Genomic DNA, 16,983 nt, shown 5'->3' on the forward strand with positions numbered 1-16,983 from the left:
CCGGTGGCGCACGCGCGTCACCGGGCTGCCTTTCCTCTGTGATCACAAGGAAACGCGCTATGTCTCTGCCCTTGTTCGTATTGCCCGCTTCATCCCAAGCAGCACGTCTGGGCCCTCAGAGCGTCGTGTTGAGCCTTGGCATGGGCATTGACTCCGTTGCCTTGCTGGTGCGGTGGCTGCTCGACCCCAGCAGCCGCGATTTCGACCTCGACGACCTGGTGGTCGTGACCGCGATGACCGGCGACGAGCACGACTACACCCGCGAGCAGATGGAGGAGTACGTGCTCCCGTTGATGCGCGAGCACGGAGTCCGCTACGTCCAGATCAGCCGTACTGGGCAACGGAAATCCTCCGGCTACACCGTCCTCTCCGACAGCCGCACCACCGAGACGATGGTGATGCGCGGGCCATGGTGGTTGTCGTTCGAATTGCGCACCGGCGCCACCATGCCCAGCATTCGCCGCCAGCGACGGTGGTGCAGCGAGCGTGCAAAAGGCGACCCGCTCGACTGGTGGGTCAACGACAACCTCCTCCCCGGCTACACCCACGTTGTCGGATTCGCGGCCGAGGAACTCGACCGTGCTGACCGGGACACCCACGCCCGCCGGAGCAAGGCCGCCGCAGGCACAACGGTCCCGTGCCGGGTCGAGTACCCGCTGCTCGCGTGGGGCATGGACCGAGCAGCCTGCGCCGCCTACCTCAAGGACGTCTTCAAGATTGATTTCCGGCGCTCGTGCTGCACCTTCTGCCCATTTCAGGCAACGGCGGGAAGCCGTGTGGAGCTCCTGGCGCGGTGGACGGAATACCCCGAGGCGTGCGCCGACACGCTGGAACTGGAGTACACCGCGCTAGCGGTCAATCCTCGCTGTGGGGCCTTCGGCTCTGGCGAAACCGCGATCGATCTTGCTCGACGTCACTCACTGTCTGGCTTGGGTCTCGCCCGCGAGCGATTGGCTCGCGTCGAGGTCTGGGATGTGCTCTCGGTACGTCGAGTGTTCGACCAAGCCGATCAGCCCGCCGCAAGGGAGAGGCATGGCGATCTGTCCAAGTCGAGAAATCCGGTTCCCGCGCGGACATGATCGCCCATCTGCACACGCTGCCGCGCGTCTCGGTCGAGACCGATGACTACGGGATCACGCGTGCGTGGCGCCGCCGACTTCCGCCGAGTTCAGAGATCGTGTATCCGGCGATCGAGATCCTATGGGCCGTGGTGCCGCACGGAGCACTGCCGAAACAACGTCCCGGATTCAATGCCCAATGGACAGAGAAACACACGGCAAAGCTGCCACTCTAGTCCAGCGTTCGCGACAATTGAGACTAAAAGCTCCCCTAGTGTTTCATTTGTCGATCCGAGAGATTGACGACAAGCAGACCGTCACTCCAGGGGATTTCATGAACAAAAGATTGACACTTGACGACCTCCCTATTCCCGTTTCGCGCATCGATCTGCATTGTCCGGATTGCGAAAGCGAGCCTGGCGATAGCTGCCATTTCAGCTGCACCGTATCCGTCCCACCTACTGAGGTTGCTCTCAAGTTGGTCGGCAGGGGCGTGTTCGCCGAACGCAATTGCCTCACGTGCGAGGGCACCGGTCGGCGCTCTGGAGCTGCACGCCACCCGTGCTGGTGTCTGCGGGACTCCGCGTCCGTGCTGGAACAGCGAGCCCGCTCACTGGCCCCGATCGCAGAAATGGAGGTAGACCCCAGTGCGCGATCACGGCGCGCGACGGTGCAGCGCCGCTATCTCGCCCATGCGCTAGCGGGAGCGCTGCGCCGCCAAGGGATCGAGGCAGTACCGAGGAAGACAGCACTGAACCTCCTCGGACACGACTACCTGGTGGACGTCACCACGGCGTTCGGTGACCTGATCGCGGGCTTTGACCAAGGCCAGCGGGCAACCATCGTGCGACCAGACGGCAGCCGTTGGACGCTTGCCGTCGAAGGCCCCGTCACTTCGGCCGCTGCCACGATTGCGCGCCACATCCCGGAGTTGATCGGAGATGCTCGCGACCAAGTCGTCTGGGTGCAAGCTCTGCTCCAGTTCGCCCCCGGCGAGACCCACATCATGTGGACGCACCTGCCACTGGGCCGCACCTACGGGTGGGAGCGAATCGTGTCACCAGAGCAGCTCAACCGAGCCGAGTATCACCGCTCGATCAACCGCGCAAAGCTTCCGCAGGCCGACGTTGTGATGGCAACCCGACTGTTCTATCCGCCCGAAATCGCGCAGAACGCCGACCGGCTCGCAGAGGCCATCACCTCCCACATCGAGCTGCTCACAAGCAAAATCCGGCGCGGACAACTCACAATCGAAGGCTGACCAACGGCAGAGCCACTCGCCGCCGCACACCCTCACCACCGCGAGGTGTCCGACTGGTGCGCGATGCGGCGAGTGGACTGTCGCCGCTGTCTCAGAATCCCATACAGACGAGGTTTTCTGAAACTTCGATCGAAGCATCTTCGATACAGAGACGAGCATCCTGCCGGAATCGCATGTCCGGCCAGCACAGAGTTCTGGGACCGGCCGCCGCGATGAAGCCCGTATTCGACCCACACGGCAGACCACGAGAGAGCGCAACGACGCTGGCCGCCACCACGCAAACCAGATCAAATTCCGCACTACGGTTGCCACATCCAACCCCCGCAATCTCGCAGATTCCTGCGATCTCATCGAGGAGATGCGCATGCCTAGAAAACTGACGATCAGCTCACTACCGACTCCCTTGGCACGAATAGCCTTCCTCTGCGGTGAATGCGGGAGCGCACCAGGCGTTCACTGCGATTGTGATTGCACCCTTTTCGACGAGCGTGGCCGAGAGGGGTTCACGGCCGTCGGACTCGGCATCTTCGCGGAATCGGACTGCCAGCGTTGCGACAGCACGGGCTGGTCGCGGTGGTCCCTGGATACGCCGTGCGCATGCCTTCAGGATTCGGCTTCCCTGCTGGAACAGAGGGCACGCCGCCTGCCACTGGACTACGGAACTAGCTCGAAAGTCGCTGCCCCGGATCGGCGCGCGATGGTCGAGCGTCGCCTCTACGCGCACGCTCTTGCGGGAGCGCTACGCCGCCAAGGCGCAGCCGCAACCCCGCTTGCTCCGAGCACACACCCGTCCCTCCGCGACCAGCTCGTCGAGATCGCGAGCGCGTTCGGGCGCGTGATCGTGGGCTACGACTACCGGAAGTGCGCTGTGGCGATACGACCGGACGGCAGCCGCTGGACGATGGCAATCAGGGACGACGTGCACTCGGCCGCAGCCACCCTCATGCACCTGGTCCCTGAGCTGCGCGCACTACATCGCTACGAGCCTGTCTGGATCGAGGGCACCTTCTCCCCGGAATCCCAGCACACGACCGGCCCGACGCCGTTGGCATGGTCGCCGCGCTACGGGCACGAGCGCGAGGTCTCGACGAGCCAGCTCGACCAAGCCGCCGGGCTCCGGCGAAGCAAGCGGTCCTCCCCCGCGAACAACCGGGTGATCGTGACGAGGTTCTTCTTCGCGCCCGAGGTCACCTACGACGCCGCAATCCGCGATTTCGCCATCGAATCCGAGTTCCACTGGCTCATCGCCAAGGTGCGTCAGGGCGAACTCTCCATCGACGGCTGAGCACCGCCAAACGCGGCGCCGTCACGACATCAAGCCGCGCGCGCAATCTCAGCGGCATCGGTCACTCCACTCCAGTTCACCTCACCGTCGGACCCGGCGCGCTTCACGCCGTGCCCTACCCACCTCGAATCCCTTGAGAGGAAAGCAAAACCATGAATCAGAGCAACATCCACCATGACCTCAATCTCCCGCAATCCGTGCACCTGCTCGTGGCGGAGTTGCACCGGTCCTCGCGCGTCGCCGCCGACACGGTCGTCTACCGAGGCTGCACCGACAGCGGCGAGGTCATCATGCTGATCGGCGGCAAGCCTAGGCCCGACATCTCGCTGGCAGAGCCGGAATGGCTGTGGGGCGTGCTCGTCAGCACTCCTGAGAAGCCGATGACATGGTGCACCGCCCAGCACCGAAGCATCGACGAAGCAGTCCGCAGCATCGACCGTGAGAGTGTCCGTCGAGCGCGAAACGGAGCCTCCGAGCGCGCTGCACTCTTGTCTTCTGATGCCTGCGGGAATCAGGAATCGGCCCAGTCCCAGACACGATTCGTCCTCGCGCGCGAAATCGTCCACAGCCTCACCGAGTGCGGAACCACGCTCGCCCGTGCACTGAACGCGGCCGCCGCAGGCCACTGGGCCGAGCTTGCGCAGAGCCTCCCCGAACCGGGATACGCGAAGGTCCTGGACGTGCTCGACGACCTCACACGTGGCCTGATTGGGGCGTTCGCCGCCATCGCCGGAGCAGCCGACACCGAGCAGCTACAAGTCCGCGCCGAATCGATCGTGACGCTGCTCTGCACCATTGCCTGCGAGACCCGCGAGCTCGTGCGCGAGGTCGATCCGACCTACCACGCCAACACGACGACTCTCGTGTCGACCCCGGAGAACTAGCGCTCTACCAACGACTCCACTGCGATCTGGTCGGCGAGGCGACGATGCACGTCCCTCGCCGACCACTTGTCTCTCCGAGAAAGCATCGGCGCCAGTACGTCATCACCAACTCGAACGGCCGTGTCGTCGAACAGTTCTCGTTGCGACACAACGCCTACCCCGCCCGTTGACCACAGGCGCACGCTCCTACCCCACCTCCCTCCTGCTCAACGCCACCACGAACAGGTCAGTCAATATCGTCGACCAGAAGTCATTAAATGGCAGCAATATTGTTGGCCCGTACCGAGATCGCATCCAGACTCAGTCCGGTTCACATCTCTCATCTGCCTGCACTCCAAGGCTTTCAAGAGCCGCGCCGCCGATGAGCCTGAGCTTGCAACCTCAGAAATCGAGGATCACTTGCCACGCAACGATCAAGCCGCGCCACTGCCCTTCACCCCAAAGAACGCCTACGAGCTGACCACGCATCAGGACGGCCGGGAACTCGCCTTCCGGTGGAACATCGGAAACGCCGCGTCTGACGGAAGCCAGCGCCAAGCGCGTCTGGGAGTGACCTTCCACAAGGGATGGGGTTACACCGCCACCCTTGCGACGGTCATCCACGTCTCCAACGCCAGTTACGCCAGCGACGACTATCAGCACATGGGCTCGACGGGCGAGAGGATCTGGAGTGGCCGGGCTGGACGGTTCTCGCGAACCAAGCTCCACGAGTCGGGCCACTTCGCCGTGGAGGCGCTTCAGATGATGTTCGAAGCCCAGCACCCGAAAGTCCTCCGCCACTTCGATCCAGCAACCACATTGCCCTTCTCGTAGACGCGGCGGGACGGGACGGACCACACCTCCGACCCGTCACGTTCACGCTCCGGCGCGCTCCGCTCCGGCACCACCCGGACAGCAGCGACGTCATCCAGCTAGTTGCACGGCTAGTCGACTTCTTCCTTTATTGCCAATACTTCTACTCGGAGGGACTCGTGGACTACGACCAGTTGTTCACCATTGAGTACCTGAGCGATGAGGGCCTCTCGGTTCCGCTTGAACAGCTCGCGGACATCGTGCGTGTGTGGGTCGAAGACACCCACATCGTGACGCTCAGCAGACGCGAATGCAGGTGGGTCGAGGGCGACCCCGGAGCCGAGATCGACAACGACACGGTGCTCTGGCGAGACGTCGAGGCGTGGCTCGACCACCACCCAGAAGAGCACCCGGACGCCATCGACGAATGACCCGAGCACGGCCCGGTGCGCGGATGTGCGCCGAGTCGAACCTCGGCGCACATCCCCAGATCGAGCAATCAAGCCCGTAGAAGCGGTCGCGCGCTTCAGCCCTATGGCCCTTCGGCCCGCGCGACGCGACCGCCCGAGGATTCGGAGCTAACGTGGCCCTGCAAGCAGTCGCACTCGCGCAATACCGTCGGCTTCGGCGAAGCGGGCTCCCGTCCCAGTTCGCACTCCACTACGCCACGCGAGCACCGTTCCCCGGGGCCTACAACGACGAGGCGGACGGCACGGTGCACCTCCAGCTCGACCGCGCGCCCGAATTCTCCATCGTGGTGACGGCCGAGCCTGACCCTGATCCGGATGACTCCTGGCTCGGATACTTCACTCAAACCCGAGTTTCCGACGCCACCGAGGTGCGCCAGAACGCGGGCCGCTACTTCGTTCCCTGCTACACGATCAGCCAACGCCGCAAGGACCTGTCCGCGCGGGGCTACTCACGCGGAGTCGCCAGCGAACTCGCCGAGCGCGAGGCTCGTGCCGATGCACGAGCCGCCGAACTCCTGGATCACCGCGTGCTCAAAGTCTCCGTGCGCAAGGCCGACATCGAGCTTGCCGCCACGAGCATTTCGGTCACCTTCGGCCCCGCAGCTGCCTACCCGGATGACCTCATCGAGGTTGTTGTCGACTACACCGATGTCGTCGACGAGGTCATCGCCGAAGCGCGTGCCGCGCTACCCCGCGTGATTCGGGCGCTGTGCGACTGAGACGGGTCTCACCGGTGGACGCGTACCGGCTCCCTGCTTTCGCAGCCTTATCCAGCAGCCGAACCTCTTGTCAGCAAAGGAAGACGATCACCTCAATGGCAAGTATCAGCCCCGCCAACAGCACTGTGTCGCCTGTGTCTACTGCGGCAGTTTCCCCACCGGCGCCGTGTTTTTCGCGATGCGGCGGACAGCTGGCGTTGTTCTCCACGGCGCGTGCGGAGTTCGACTGGGATGCACAGGACGTCGTGGTCGTCGGCCATTCCGGCGGTAAAGACTCCAGCGTCTGCCTCGAAACCGTGTGCCGCCAAGCTAATTCTGCTGGCGCGCTGCACAAGGTTCGGGTGCTGCACTGCGATCTGGGCTCCACACCTGGGGGCTACCTCATCGAATGGCCAGGCGCCGCCGCCATCGCTCGGCGACAGGCCGAGCGCTACGGTGTCCCGTTCGCCATCCGCCGCAGCAGCCGCTGGACCAGTCTGTACGCACGCATTCTTGCGCACGGCAAGTGGCCGGGCTTCTTCGCTCGCTACTGCACGAGCGATCTCAAGACGACCGTCGGTCGCGACTACATCGACGAAGTCGGCCGTGAACTGAACCTGCGCCGCCCCGTCCGGGCCGGGTACGCGCTTGGTATGCGCGCCGAGGAGTCCGCTTTGCGAGCGCGGAAAGAAGTCGTCACTCGGCACCGCATGACAGCTAGATCCAAGAGGATCGTAGACGCGTGGCTTCCCGTCCATCACCTCGACGAGTCAACCGTGTGGAGCACGATCCGCGATCAAGCTCTTCCCTACCACGCCGCGTACGACTGGGGGATGCGTCGGCTGTCGTGTCGCTTGTGTCCGCTTGCGGCCCGCAATGACCTCGTCCAGTCCGCTCGCCTCAACCCCGGTCTCGCGGCGGAATATGCCAGGACCGAGGCCATCATGGGCAAGCCATTCAAGGGGAACCTCTCGATGGCGAGGATCATCGAGGCCGCAAACGAAGCACCCGACGAGCTGTCCATTTCGTAGTGTGCCGCAGGCGGATGACTGACTGGCGCAAGGCAATGCGCTGCACTCGGCGCACACTGCCATCATCACCAAGATCGAGAAATGGGGGAAACTCATGCACAACGACAGCCACCAGTCGCGCAACGCCGGGCAAGCCGAAGACGCGTCGACGGCCGAAAGCTCCACAGCTGTTTCGCTGGTGGAAATCCTGGTGGAGGCGGCCCGCAGCTTCGCCGACACCGTGCAGCGCGAAGGCACGAGGGAGTTGGGCGAAGCGATCGCAGTCCAGGCTGACGTCCGACGTGCCCTGGTCCTGGAGAAGATCGACGATGTTCGTTCCGCAGTACTCGAAGTCGTGGACGCCTGGAACGAGCACATCGGCGCCACGCTGGACGAAGCGAACGATGAGCAGGGAAGCCTGCGCGTCATCGCCGACGACTTCGAGTCGGCCGGGGAGATGATCTACGAACTGATCGGCACCCTTGATCCGACCGCGTCGCGAGACGCCGACTTCGCGAGCTAGGTCGAATCGGTCGCAAGCCCCGCTTGGGTGAGGCCCTACAGCGCACGCGCGCTGTGGGGCCTTTCGTGTCTCGTGCGGGATCGGCGAGTCGCAGCCCGTCCAATTGCGCTGTAGGTGGCATTGAAGGCTCCGTAGCCGGTCAGCAACGCCGCGGTCAGGCGGGCAAAGGCGCGGTCTTGCTGCCCTGGCGCTGCTACAGAGGCACGTCCGTCGGAGTGCCAGGTGCCGTCGGCGACAGGCTCTTGCCCTGGCGCAGGTCGCGAGCGTGTGAACGCGTCATGAAGCCCTTTGAAGAGAACCGTTCCTTCGTGGTGCGGTAGAAGCGCGTCCGCAGCGGAGAGCAAGATAGGCAAAAGCTAATAGCTTTCGCGCCAGCGCGCAGCCCGCGCTGGCAAGCTGACCTCGGGCAGCCCGCAGGATTGCGGTGTGCCCTCGGGCCGGGAGGCCGGATCGGAAGGGGGCAGGCGATGAGCGAGGAGAGCCAGGAGCACGCCGAGCGTCGCTGCCCGCCGGCGTCCTATCGCGATCGGCGCCCCGCACACGAAGGCGCGCGCCGAGCCCGCACTGCGGTCTCTTACACCCACACCGAGTGGGCGGAGATCGTAGTGGCCGCGGCGCGGGAGCAGCGCAAGCCCGGGGCGTGGGTCGCGCAGGTCGCGCATGAGGCGGCGGTGCGCGGACAGCGCGGTGCACTGGCCAGCAGGTCGGAGGTGGTGAGCCTCGTCCGAGAGATGGCGCAGTGCCGACAGGCATTGGTGTCTCTAGGAAATCGACTCAACGCGGTTGCGCGAGCGACCGCTGCATCCGTCTCTCCGGAGGCGCACCGCGCGGCGCGGGCGTTGCTCGGTGTGGTGGCGGACCAGATCCGTGACGTGGACCGTACAATGGACGCGGCGCGCGCGAGGTTGAGGTCGTGATCGCCAAGGTAGTGCGCGGCTTCAAGCCCGCCGGGCTGCTGAAGTACTTGTTCGGCCCGGGGAAGTTCGAGGAGCACCAGAACCAGCGGGTGGTGGCGAGTTGGGACGGTGCGCCGTGGTTGCACCAGCCCCCGCAGCAGGACGGACAGTTCGACCTTCGGCAGCTCATCCACACCATTCGGCAGCCGAGCATGGACGCCGGGCTCCCGCAGAGCGATCCTCCAGCGATCACCCCGGAATGGGCGGAACACATTCGCAGCGGAGCGCCGCTTCCCCCCGGGGCGCCAAGTTGGTTGCAGCACTACGCCTACGACAAGCGCACCGATTCGGTACAGCTGCGGCAGGGCTGGGTCTGGCACTGCCCAGTGCGCCTACACCCCAGCGACCCGACGCTTTCCGATGCCCAGTGGGAGCACATCGCCGAGCGCCTGATGCGCGCGTCGGGGATTCATCAGGCCGGGTGCCGGTGGATCGCGGTCCGTCACGCGGACGATCACATCCACCTGGTGGCCACGCTCGTGTCGGAGAACACCGGCAAGCGGCACCACCCGCACGGCGATTGGGTGAAGCTGCGCAAGGAGTGCGAGACGCTGGAGCAGGAGTTCGGGTTGTACTCCACCGCGAAGATGGATCGCACCGCCAAGCGGACACCGACGCGGCAGGAGATCGGCAAGGCCGAGCGCTCAGAGCGCGCGGAGACCGCGCGGGAGGAGTTGGCGCGGGTGGTCGCCCAGGCGGCGGCGAGCGCGAGCGAGGGCACCGAGTTTCTTCGCCTGCTCAAGGGCGAGGGGCTCGCGCCGCTGACAGTGTCCGATCGCAGCGGGACGGTCGTGGGCTACACCGTGTCCCTGCCCGGAGATTTCACTGCGGCGGGCCGTCCGGTGCGGTTCTCCGGTGGCAGTCTGGCGCGGGATCTGACGTGGCCGAAGCTTGCCCAGCGCTGGAGCACTGTCGACGAGCCCGCCGATACGGCTGCGGACAGTGGTGATGACGTGGCGGCTCGGCAGCGGCGTCGGGACGTGCTGCGCGAGGCGCAGGTGGTTGTGCAGCGGGCCGCAGAGGCGGTGCGCGGCGGCGCGGAGTCCCAGGATGGTGTTGTGCATGCCGCCGCCGAGGTGCTGTGGAGTGTCAGCCGTGCGCGGGAGGGGCGTGACGCCGGTCCGTTGGCGGCCAGCGCGGCCGGCTATGACCGGGCGGCACGCACGCCGCATCGCGTGGTGCCCGCAGGGCTCGGGCCGGTGGCGCGGGAACTGCGAGTCGCCTCGCGTCGCATCGCGGTGCTCGGCGCGCTCTCCGGTCGAGGCAAGGAGAAAGCAGCGCTGGTGTCCCTCGTGCTGGCGCTGGCGGGGTTGGTCGCCGAGATCGCCGCGTGGCAGCAGCAGAAGGGGCGTGTGCATCAGGCACGAGCCTCGCGCTCGGTCGCGCAGGCCCTGCCCCGGTACGCCTCGCGGCCGGAGGGAGCGGCGCGGCCCTCCGCTCATCCGCCCCGCGCGGGCGGAGGCCGCCGACGCGCGGGTGTGTCGGCGCCAGCTCTGGTGGTTGACCAGGGGCGCCCGCGGCGGCCGGGGTGAGCAGCTCAGCATGTGCCTTCGCCGGGCGGGCCCGGGAACGTCGTCGCGATCGCACGGCTTCGGGACGGTGATGCGGGAGTTGGTGGAGGCGGGTCGCTTCCGCGCATATGCTGGTGTTGCACGCGCGCGTACCCGAACCGACGCGGGCAGTTCGTCCCTGATGTGCTTGCCGCTTCTGGGAACGCGACGCGTGCGGATGGGCGGTCCTCACGAGCCCACAGCCGTTCGTCCCGTGTGGACGGCTTCGTGGCACCGCTGGTTGATGGCTGGGGATGCAATGGCGAGCGACGACACGTCGCGGAGGCCCTGTCCCTGACCGTGGTGTGCGGACTCGGGTCTCCGGGAACTTCCGGAGGGCGAGATGGGCGATGACGCACCGAGCGTTCTGCCGAGCGCGCAGGAGATGGGTCAGTGGGCCAGCATCACGATCGTGGCGGCGGTGATGCTCGGACGGCTTCGGCACGCGCGTGAGGCAGAGGGCCGGTTGGCCTTCAGCGACAAGGAGAACTCCGCCCGGGTCGCCGAGCATCTGAAGCACCCGGTTCTGCGGGCGATGAGCGAGGACGAGCAGTCCGAGTGGCAGCGCCGCGTCCCGAGCGAGCTGATCACGCAAGGCAGCACCGAGCCGTTCACTGTGTGGACAGCGGAGATGGCCCGCCCGGCGAACGGCTCGCCGCCCGAGTGGGGCGTGGAGGCCCACGTCTGGGAGGACGGCAAGGCCATCAAGGACTTGTTCGTCGTGGTGGCCGATGCCAACGACGCCCTCGCGATGACGGACTACCTCCAAAAGAACGGCAACGCCGAGACACTCGGCCGTCTCCACCAACTCGCGCGCCACGCGGGAGGTCGGTTCACTTCGCAAGCAAGGGTGCTGCAGCCCGGTGCGAGCGAACCGGCGCCTGAGGAGTTCGTGTTGACAGAACAGGAATGGATCGCGGCATTGCGGCGGCAGCTTCCCCCGGACATCGCGAGGATGGTGATCCAGTCCGACCCGCGCCAACCTCGTCACGACGTATGGCTCGAACTGCACCGGCTCGCCGACTCCGAAGTTCGTCGCGTCGGTGCATTGCCGGATCGTCTCGCCGAGATCGTGGCCACCAGACCAAAATGGCACCAGCCCTCAGACGACCCACCGTCCCTGGCGTACTGGGCGATCACGCAACGACGCGAGAATCCCGGCTATCTCTCCTTCGTCACGAGCGCCTCCGCGAACCGCGCCAACGCCTCGCCTGGCGCGAACTCCGCGACGACAGCTAACGCCGATGCGTCATCGGCGACCCGCACGTCGCTGCGGTTGGTCGAGGTCCATAGCCGGGAGCAGGCTCGCCAGTGGGCTCAACGCCTGAGCCCGGGGAACCCCGAACACCGCATGGAGGCCAAGGCCGGGTTCGGCGAGTGGGGTGACGACGTCAATGCCATGCTCGCCATGCGTTTCCCCGGCCTGCTCGATGACATCAACAAGGCCGTGCGCGCGCGACGCCCCCGCGCGGAGAATGCGCCCGTCGTGGTCGATGACTCCGGCATCGACGCGCAGCGGGCACGCACGCTCATCGCCGACGTGGAACGCCTCGACCCGCAGCGCCGCAACGACCGCCTCGCCGCGGCGACGATGCTGGGACGGGTTCCCGATCCGATCAGCCACCTCATCGCCGCCAAGTTCGCCGGCGACGAGTCCATCAAAGCGAAGATCGACGAGCTGTACCCGGACGGGATTCCCGACGTCGATCTCGCCGCGTGGCTGCAACGCGCCGAACAGCACGAAAATGCCGCTGCCGCGCACGCCCGCACTGTGGATGATCCCCGCACCGCGCGCCGGGAGGACTCCGACGGCCGCGTCGAGTCCCACGAGGAACACGCCTCCGCCGCGCGGCAACGCGGGATCGCCGCAGCGGCCTCCCAGCAACGTCGACCCGGGCCACGACCCGAACCGACCCCGCAGCGCGCGCCGTCACGGCGTCCCTGATCTGTCCAAGTGATTCCCGTCGCCGAGGTGGAGGATTCCAATGGCTGACACCGATCCCACGCCCGTCATCGTCCAGCAGCCCACGGCAGCAGACCCGCCCAACCCGCCGCCGCAGAAAGCATCCGCTTCCGAGCCGCCCGCCCCGGCGACCGACCCCGAGCCCTCCCCCGGCGAGGGCGCACCTTCTGCCGATCCGGAACCGGTACGGGTGGCCAACCCCGTGGTGTTCTCCAGCACGCACCCGAGGCTCACGGCAACGGGCTCCTTCGATTCCCACGACCAGGTCCTGCGGGCCATGGCGGACCTCTACGAGCAGCAACCGGAGCTAGCCTCTGAACACGCACTGCTCGGCTCCCTCACGCACGCCCCGGCAATGCTGGCGCAGCTGGCATTTCTCGCCCCCAGGGCGTTCTCCACCGAGGAGACCCAGGCCGTGTGGGGGTGTCTGGCCGGACTGCAGCGCGACGGAGCGCTCTTCGACGTGGCGAGCTTGGCCGACGAACCAGCCCGCCAGCGCGCCGCAACGGAGAACTACTCCAAGCTGCTGCACGCGCTCCGCAACCCGCCAGCGAGCTACACGCCGATCAAACTGGCGGACCCGGCCCCGGTGATCGCAATGATGCGCGCCACCGCTCCGCCGGAGTCAGTTCCTCTCCAAGGCACCTACGCGCCGCAGGCCCAGGCACACCTGGCGCAACGAGTCGTCACCGCCAAGGTAAAGCGAAGCCTCGACGCGCTCGGGGGCATCATCCAGTCAGCCGGTGGGATTCAGCCCGCTTCCACCACGCCCGCCCCGGCTCCGTACCCGGCGACGACGAAGCTGGCGACCGCCGAAGGCATCCTCGCGCAGCTCTCGACCCACGCCCAGAACCTCGCCAACTCCATGCAACGGCCCGACGTCGCCTCCGCGTCAGCACCAGCCCACGCCCGCCGGGTGAAGATCCCGCAGCTCTTGCGCCCCGTGCTGCGGCCGGTGCGCAGTTACTACGAACAGCGGCTGCTGCACGTCATGATGCACGGAGGCGATCTGAGCGGCGTCCCAGCTCCGATCCTCGCGCTGGGCCCGGACGTGTTCTCCAAGCCCGAGCACGCGAACCTCTGGCGCACGATCCACGACATCCGCGGTCGCGGTGCGCCCGTGAACTTTCCCGAGGTCTTCGCCGAGACCAAGAGGCCCGGCTTCGTCCACAAGCCGGTTCCATCGACCTTGTCGTTTCTCAAGTGGGCGGGCACTCCCTCTGCTGGCGTCGGCACGGTGAACCGGGCCCTAGTCACCATCGTGGGAAGCGCGCAGCTCGAAGCCAGCCAGTCCAGGCTCGACAAGAAAACCCTCGCAGTCCTCACCGGCAACGGGCCCGTGGAAACCCACGACGCAGTCCAAGCGGTATCCACAGTGCTGAACGCGCTCTCGCGGCGAGCGCAGGCCAGCAGCTGGGCAGAACCAACCCGCGCACCTCGTTCGGCTTCACGATGACCCTGCTGGAGGACAGCCCGATGCCCGCCCACCGCGTCACCGCCACCGAGATGGCCACCCTCATCGCCTCCGGGCGTGCGCAGCCCTGGACGAGCCCGCTGCCGCCCGACAACACCGTGCCGAATGCCACCAAGGTCGACGGCGCCTGGTACCTCCGTCGCCGCGACGCCGAGGACTACGAACTGGCAGACGGAGAGAGCGCCCGAACACTCTCGGAATGCATGAAGATCCTCGACTGGGTGCAGGAGGTTGTGCGACGCAACACCCCGTCGCAGCCGAGCCCCGCGAGCGGGGGCGCCGCTTCTTCGCGCTGACCGACCATCCCGCCCTCGGGCGGGCCGAGCGCCTGCTGTCGATCGCGAAGCGAGTCGGCTGTGCTGAAGGACGCAAGCTGTCGAGGAGTTTAGGTTGTCATCGCCTTTGCCACGGTCGGGATCACGCCGTTGGCGACCGTGCGGTGGAACTGTTCGAGCGCTTCGACAACGTCTTGGTTGTGGCGCCCCTCGGTGGTGTAGGCGGGGTCGTCGATCAGCGTCAGCAGGAAGTCGTGCCCGACCTCCGGTGGCTCGTCGCCGTGTTCACCGAGCACGCGGTACAAGACTGTGCCGTGCTCGAAGGTGTCGGCGGTACGGAATGCGGTGAGTTTCGCCTTGGTGGTGTTGTAGAAGTAGACGAGATCGGGCCACCAGGCCATGACCGCGAGGTGGCGGTGTTTGTCGATGTTCCACAGACGGTTCATGCGGTGCAGTGGATGCCAGTGCGCATGCTGCTCGTAGCTTTCGTCCCGCCAGGGTTCCCGTGCCTTGAAGCGGTCGAGCTCGGCGAACGGCTGGGCCTCGCGCAGCGCCGCTCGTGCCGCTTCGGAGAACATCTCCTTGGGGCGATTCCTGAGCCAGGCGTCGAACGCGTCCGGGGTCTCGCAGATGGGAAATGCCGCGCGGTGTTGCAGCCGCTCGGTCAGCTCCTCTTCGTTGCTGAGGACGGCTAGGCGAAAGGCCAGGTTCTCCAAGGCGCTACGCAGGTTGTGCAGCACGTCGCCGACGATGCTCCCGAAGACGGCCGGGACGGCGTGGTGGATGTTCAGCACGTAGTCCACCCGCTCGGCATCGTCGGTCATGCGAGGCGTGAGCGAATACGGTTCGGCGGACCGGAAGTCGAGCAGCCGCGAGCGCAGATCCCCGATGTGGTCCCACGCCCGTGCGGCTTTGGCGCACCAAGGATTCTCAGGATGGAGCCAGTCGAATTCGGTGGCGATCATGTTGGTCGTATCGGTGCAACCGAAGCTGGCGCTACGGCGGTGCACCGATTTCCATCCGATCGCGTGGCGCCGCATTGGCACTTGGCGGACGGCTACGCGTTCAGCTTCGGCGCTGTGCGTCGAGTGGGCCGCCGAGGACGCGAGTGGCGCCGGCGAAGTCGTTGTTGATGCGGATCTTGGTTTCGGTGATCCGGCGTCCTGATTGGGGGGCCTCGATCATCCTGCCGTTGCCGACGTAGAGCGCGACGTGGTGGATGCGTGAGCGGCCCCAGAACAGGAGGTCCCCTGGTTGGAGATCCTCGACTGCAACCGCTTGGCCTCGGGTGGCGCGCCATTGTTCTCCGCTCGTGCGCGGCAGGGTGATTGCCCGCTGGGTGCCTTGGTGGAAGGCGAATCGCACCAAGCTGCTGCAGTCGAAGCCGACCACTCCCTTGTCTGGGGCCGATCCTGGCCCGGGTCCGTTGAGGGTGCCGCCGCCCCAGGCGTATGGGGTGTTGCCGACGTACATGGCGGCTTTGGCGATGATGGCAGCGGCGCGCCCAGTGCCTTCCACGGGCGCGGGAGTGGGATGTTGTTGTGCGGCAGCGTACTTGGTGTTGGCGAGGCGTCGGATCTTGGTGATGTAGGTGCGTGTTTCCTGATAGGGCGGGACAGTCCCGTACTTTTTGACGTTGCCGGGCCCGGCGTTGTAGGCGGCGAGCGCGAGGTCGATGACCTCTCCGGCGAGGCCGTCGGTGTCCTTGACCCAGCGGACGAGGTGGCACATGTAGTGCGCCTGGCTGATGATCGCATCCGCTCCATTGCGGGGGTCGGCGCGACCGTCGCCGTCACCGTCGCGTCCGAACTGCTTCCAGGTTTCGGGCATGAACTGCGCCAAGCCGATTGCACCGGAGTTGGCGTTGCGGGCCAGAGGGTTCCAGTTCGACTCCGCTTCGTCTTGAGCTGCCAGGAGGTTCGCGGTGATCTCCGGGCAGATCGCGGCGGCGGCACGCAATGGTTCCCGTGCCCACGCGGGTACGGCGTCCTCGTTGAAGTCGGCGCTGTCGGGAACGTTGGGCTTATGAACAGCATCGCCGGACTGTGATGCTCCCGCGCCGAGCACGGCGACGATGGCAACCAGGAGGAGGATCAGGGGTGCGGCTACGACTGACAGGGCGAGCCGGGCGGTCATCGCGGCTCACTGTCGGAATCGGCGACGGTCACCTCCGCGATGCGCCAACCCGCGGTGCTCCGGGCCAATGAGCAGTGCACGACGAGGCTGGGCAGCCTCTGCGTCCAGCCGCTGTCGTTGGTCGCTGTGCGGTGGGCCAGCACGGCGGTGCTGGCGTTGTGCGCTGTTGCCGGTGGCGGGTCATCTTCGGCGCTTTCCGTGGTGGTCTCCACGCGTGCTCGGTGTTCGGTGAGCACGGGCCACAGTGGATCGCGTCCTTCCCCTTGTGCGGCGCGGATGAACGCTGGGGTGCCGAACTGCTCAGCTGCTCGGGTACGGGCGTCGGCGGGGCCGGTGTCTGTGAAGGTGTTGTTGCTCAGCGCGGCGACGGTGTAGGCCGAGCACAGCCCGAAGGCAATCCGGTCGGTACGGCGAGCATCGAGCGCGTCGGGTCCCTCCGTGGTGGGCGGGGTGTTTGGTGGGGTACAGGCGGATGCGAGCAGGATCACCGTCGCGGCCAGAGCGGCGAGCGTCCTTCTTCGACGTGGTGTCGGCGTGTTCGTGGTCGGCGTGGTTTTCATGGGTCCCCCCGAGGTGCGTCGGACGAAGCGCTCCGAGTCGGTTCCTCGCGAGCCTCGCTGAGTTGTGGGCGGGCGCGACGGCGAACGA

17 protein-coding genes are annotated in these 16,983 nt (G+C 66.4%); 14 read left to right on the forward strand and 3 right to left on the reverse strand.

Going from position 1 to position 16,983, the window contains the following annotated elements:
- Positions 1–59: 59 nt before the first annotated feature.
- From ABD798_RS17320 to ABD798_RS17385, 14 genes are all read left to right on the forward strand, one after another.
- Complete coding sequence (locus tag ABD798_RS17320; protein WP_344875949.1) at positions 60–1,079, forward strand: adenine nucleotide alpha hydrolase family protein; 1,020 nt, start codon at positions 60–62, stop codon at positions 1,077–1,079.
- 568 nt (positions 1,080–1,647) lie between these two features.
- Positions 1,648–2,319 carry a hypothetical protein gene (locus ABD798_RS17325; protein ID WP_344875951.1) on the forward strand — a complete coding sequence of 224 codons (672 nt, stop codon included), beginning with the start codon at positions 1,648–1,650 and terminating at the stop codon, positions 2,317–2,319.
- 697 nt (positions 2,320–3,016) lie between these two features.
- Positions 3,017–3,604 (forward strand): hypothetical protein, encoded by a 588-nt coding sequence (locus ABD798_RS17330; RefSeq protein ID WP_344875953.1) that lies wholly within the window; start codon positions 3,017–3,019, stop codon positions 3,602–3,604.
- A 152-nt stretch (positions 3,605–3,756) separates the two neighbouring features.
- Entirely contained in the window at positions 3,757–4,488 is a 732-nt protein-coding gene (locus tag ABD798_RS17335; protein WP_344875955.1) for a hypothetical protein, read from the forward strand.
- 399 nt (positions 4,489–4,887) lie between these two features.
- A complete protein-coding gene (locus ABD798_RS17340; protein ID WP_344875957.1) occupies positions 4,888–5,301 on the forward strand; it encodes a hypothetical protein in 414 nt (137 codons plus the stop codon).
- 158 nt (positions 5,302–5,459) lie between these two features.
- Positions 5,460–5,711: a hypothetical protein gene (locus tag ABD798_RS17345; protein ID WP_344875959.1), complete on the forward strand. Its 252-nt coding sequence runs from the start codon at positions 5,460–5,462 to the stop codon at positions 5,709–5,711.
- Between the two features lie 152 nt (positions 5,712–5,863).
- A complete protein-coding gene (locus tag ABD798_RS17350; protein ID WP_344875961.1) occupies positions 5,864–6,469 on the forward strand; it encodes a hypothetical protein in 606 nt (201 codons plus the stop codon).
- Between the two features lie 95 nt (positions 6,470–6,564).
- On the forward strand, positions 6,565–7,479 hold the full coding sequence (locus ABD798_RS17355; protein WP_344875963.1) for a phosphoadenosine phosphosulfate reductase domain-containing protein: 915 nt from the start codon (positions 6,565–6,567) through the stop codon (positions 7,477–7,479).
- 94 nt (positions 7,480–7,573) lie between these two features.
- Complete coding sequence (locus ABD798_RS17360) at positions 7,574–7,981, forward strand: SDR family oxidoreductase (RefSeq protein ID WP_344875965.1); 408 nt, start codon at positions 7,574–7,576, stop codon at positions 7,979–7,981.
- Between the two features lie 467 nt (positions 7,982–8,448).
- Entirely contained in the window at positions 8,449–8,898 is a 450-nt protein-coding gene (locus ABD798_RS17365; RefSeq protein ID WP_344875967.1) for a hypothetical protein, read from the forward strand.
- On the forward strand, positions 8,895–10,469 hold the full coding sequence (locus ABD798_RS17370; RefSeq protein ID WP_344875969.1) for a relaxase/mobilization nuclease domain-containing protein: 1,575 nt from the start codon (positions 8,895–8,897) through the stop codon (positions 10,467–10,469). Before ABD798_RS17365 ends, ABD798_RS17370 begins: the two co-directional genes overlap by 4 nt.
- Before the next feature lie 430 nt (positions 10,470–10,899).
- On the forward strand, positions 10,900–12,432 hold the full coding sequence (locus ABD798_RS17375; RefSeq protein ID WP_344875971.1) for a hypothetical protein: 1,533 nt from the start codon (positions 10,900–10,902) through the stop codon (positions 12,430–12,432).
- A gap of 40 nt (positions 12,433–12,472) precedes the next feature.
- Positions 12,473–13,906, forward strand: a complete 1,434-nt coding sequence (locus tag ABD798_RS17380; RefSeq protein ID WP_344875973.1) for a hypothetical protein — start codon at positions 12,473–12,475, stop codon at positions 13,904–13,906.
- Positions 13,903–14,220 (forward strand): hypothetical protein, encoded by a 318-nt coding sequence (locus tag ABD798_RS17385; RefSeq protein WP_344875975.1) that lies wholly within the window; start codon positions 13,903–13,905, stop codon positions 14,218–14,220. Before ABD798_RS17380 ends, ABD798_RS17385 begins: the two co-directional genes overlap by 4 nt.
- A gap of 89 nt (positions 14,221–14,309) precedes the next feature.
- Here the strand turns inward: ABD798_RS17385 and ABD798_RS17390 are convergent, their stop codons facing one another.
- The 3 genes from ABD798_RS17390 to ABD798_RS17400 all read right to left on the reverse strand — a co-directional run bounded on the left by ABD798_RS17390 (position 14,310) and on the right by ABD798_RS17400 (position 16,895).
- Positions 14,310–15,164, reverse strand: a complete 855-nt coding sequence (locus ABD798_RS17390) for a hypothetical protein (protein ID WP_344875977.1) — start codon at positions 15,162–15,164, stop codon at positions 14,310–14,312.
- Between the two features lie 100 nt (positions 15,165–15,264).
- Entirely contained in the window at positions 15,265–16,335 is a 1,071-nt protein-coding gene (locus ABD798_RS17395) for a C40 family peptidase (RefSeq protein WP_344875979.1), read from the reverse strand.
- Positions 16,332–16,895 (reverse strand): hypothetical protein, encoded by a 564-nt coding sequence (locus ABD798_RS17400; protein ID WP_344875981.1) that lies wholly within the window; start codon positions 16,893–16,895, stop codon positions 16,332–16,334. Before ABD798_RS17400 ends, ABD798_RS17395 begins: the two co-directional genes overlap by 4 nt.
- Positions 16,896–16,983: the final 88 nt, after the last annotated feature.

It is taken from the genome of Allokutzneria multivorans (genome assembly GCF_039537405.1).
GTDB lineage: Bacteria > Actinomycetota > Actinomycetes > Mycobacteriales > Pseudonocardiaceae > Allokutzneria > Allokutzneria multivorans.

Coding starts and splice junctions, on each gene's coding strand:
- ABD798_RS17330 (WP_344875953.1), top strand. CDS start 3,017: ATGGTCGAGCGTCGCCTCTACGCGCACGCTCTTGCGGGAGCGCTACGC.
- ABD798_RS17380 (WP_344875973.1), top strand. CDS start 12,473: ATGGCTGACACCGATCCCACGCCCGTCATCGTCCAGCAGCCCACGGCA.
- ABD798_RS17395 (WP_344875979.1), bottom strand. CDS start 16,335: ATGACCGCCCGGCTCGCCCTGTCAGTCGTAGCCGCACCCCTGATCCTC.
- ABD798_RS17390 (WP_344875977.1), bottom strand. CDS start 15,164: ATGATCGCCACCGAATTCGACTGGCTCCATCCTGAGAATCCTTGGTGC.
- ABD798_RS17400 (WP_344875981.1), bottom strand. CDS start 16,895: ATGAAAACCACGCCGACCACGAACACGCCGACACCACGTCGAAGAAGG.
- ABD798_RS17320 (WP_344875949.1), top strand. CDS start 60: ATGTCTCTGCCCTTGTTCGTATTGCCCGCTTCATCCCAAGCAGCACGT.
- ABD798_RS17360 (WP_344875965.1), top strand. CDS start 7,574: ATGCACAACGACAGCCACCAGTCGCGCAACGCCGGGCAAGCCGAAGAC.
- ABD798_RS17365 (WP_344875967.1), top strand. CDS start 8,449: ATGAGCGAGGAGAGCCAGGAGCACGCCGAGCGTCGCTGCCCGCCGGCG.
- ABD798_RS17335 (WP_344875955.1), top strand. CDS start 3,757: ATGAATCAGAGCAACATCCACCATGACCTCAATCTCCCGCAATCCGTG.
- ABD798_RS17355 (WP_344875963.1), top strand. CDS start 6,565: ATGGCAAGTATCAGCCCCGCCAACAGCACTGTGTCGCCTGTGTCTACT.
- ABD798_RS17385 (WP_344875975.1), top strand. CDS start 13,903: ATGACCCTGCTGGAGGACAGCCCGATGCCCGCCCACCGCGTCACCGCC.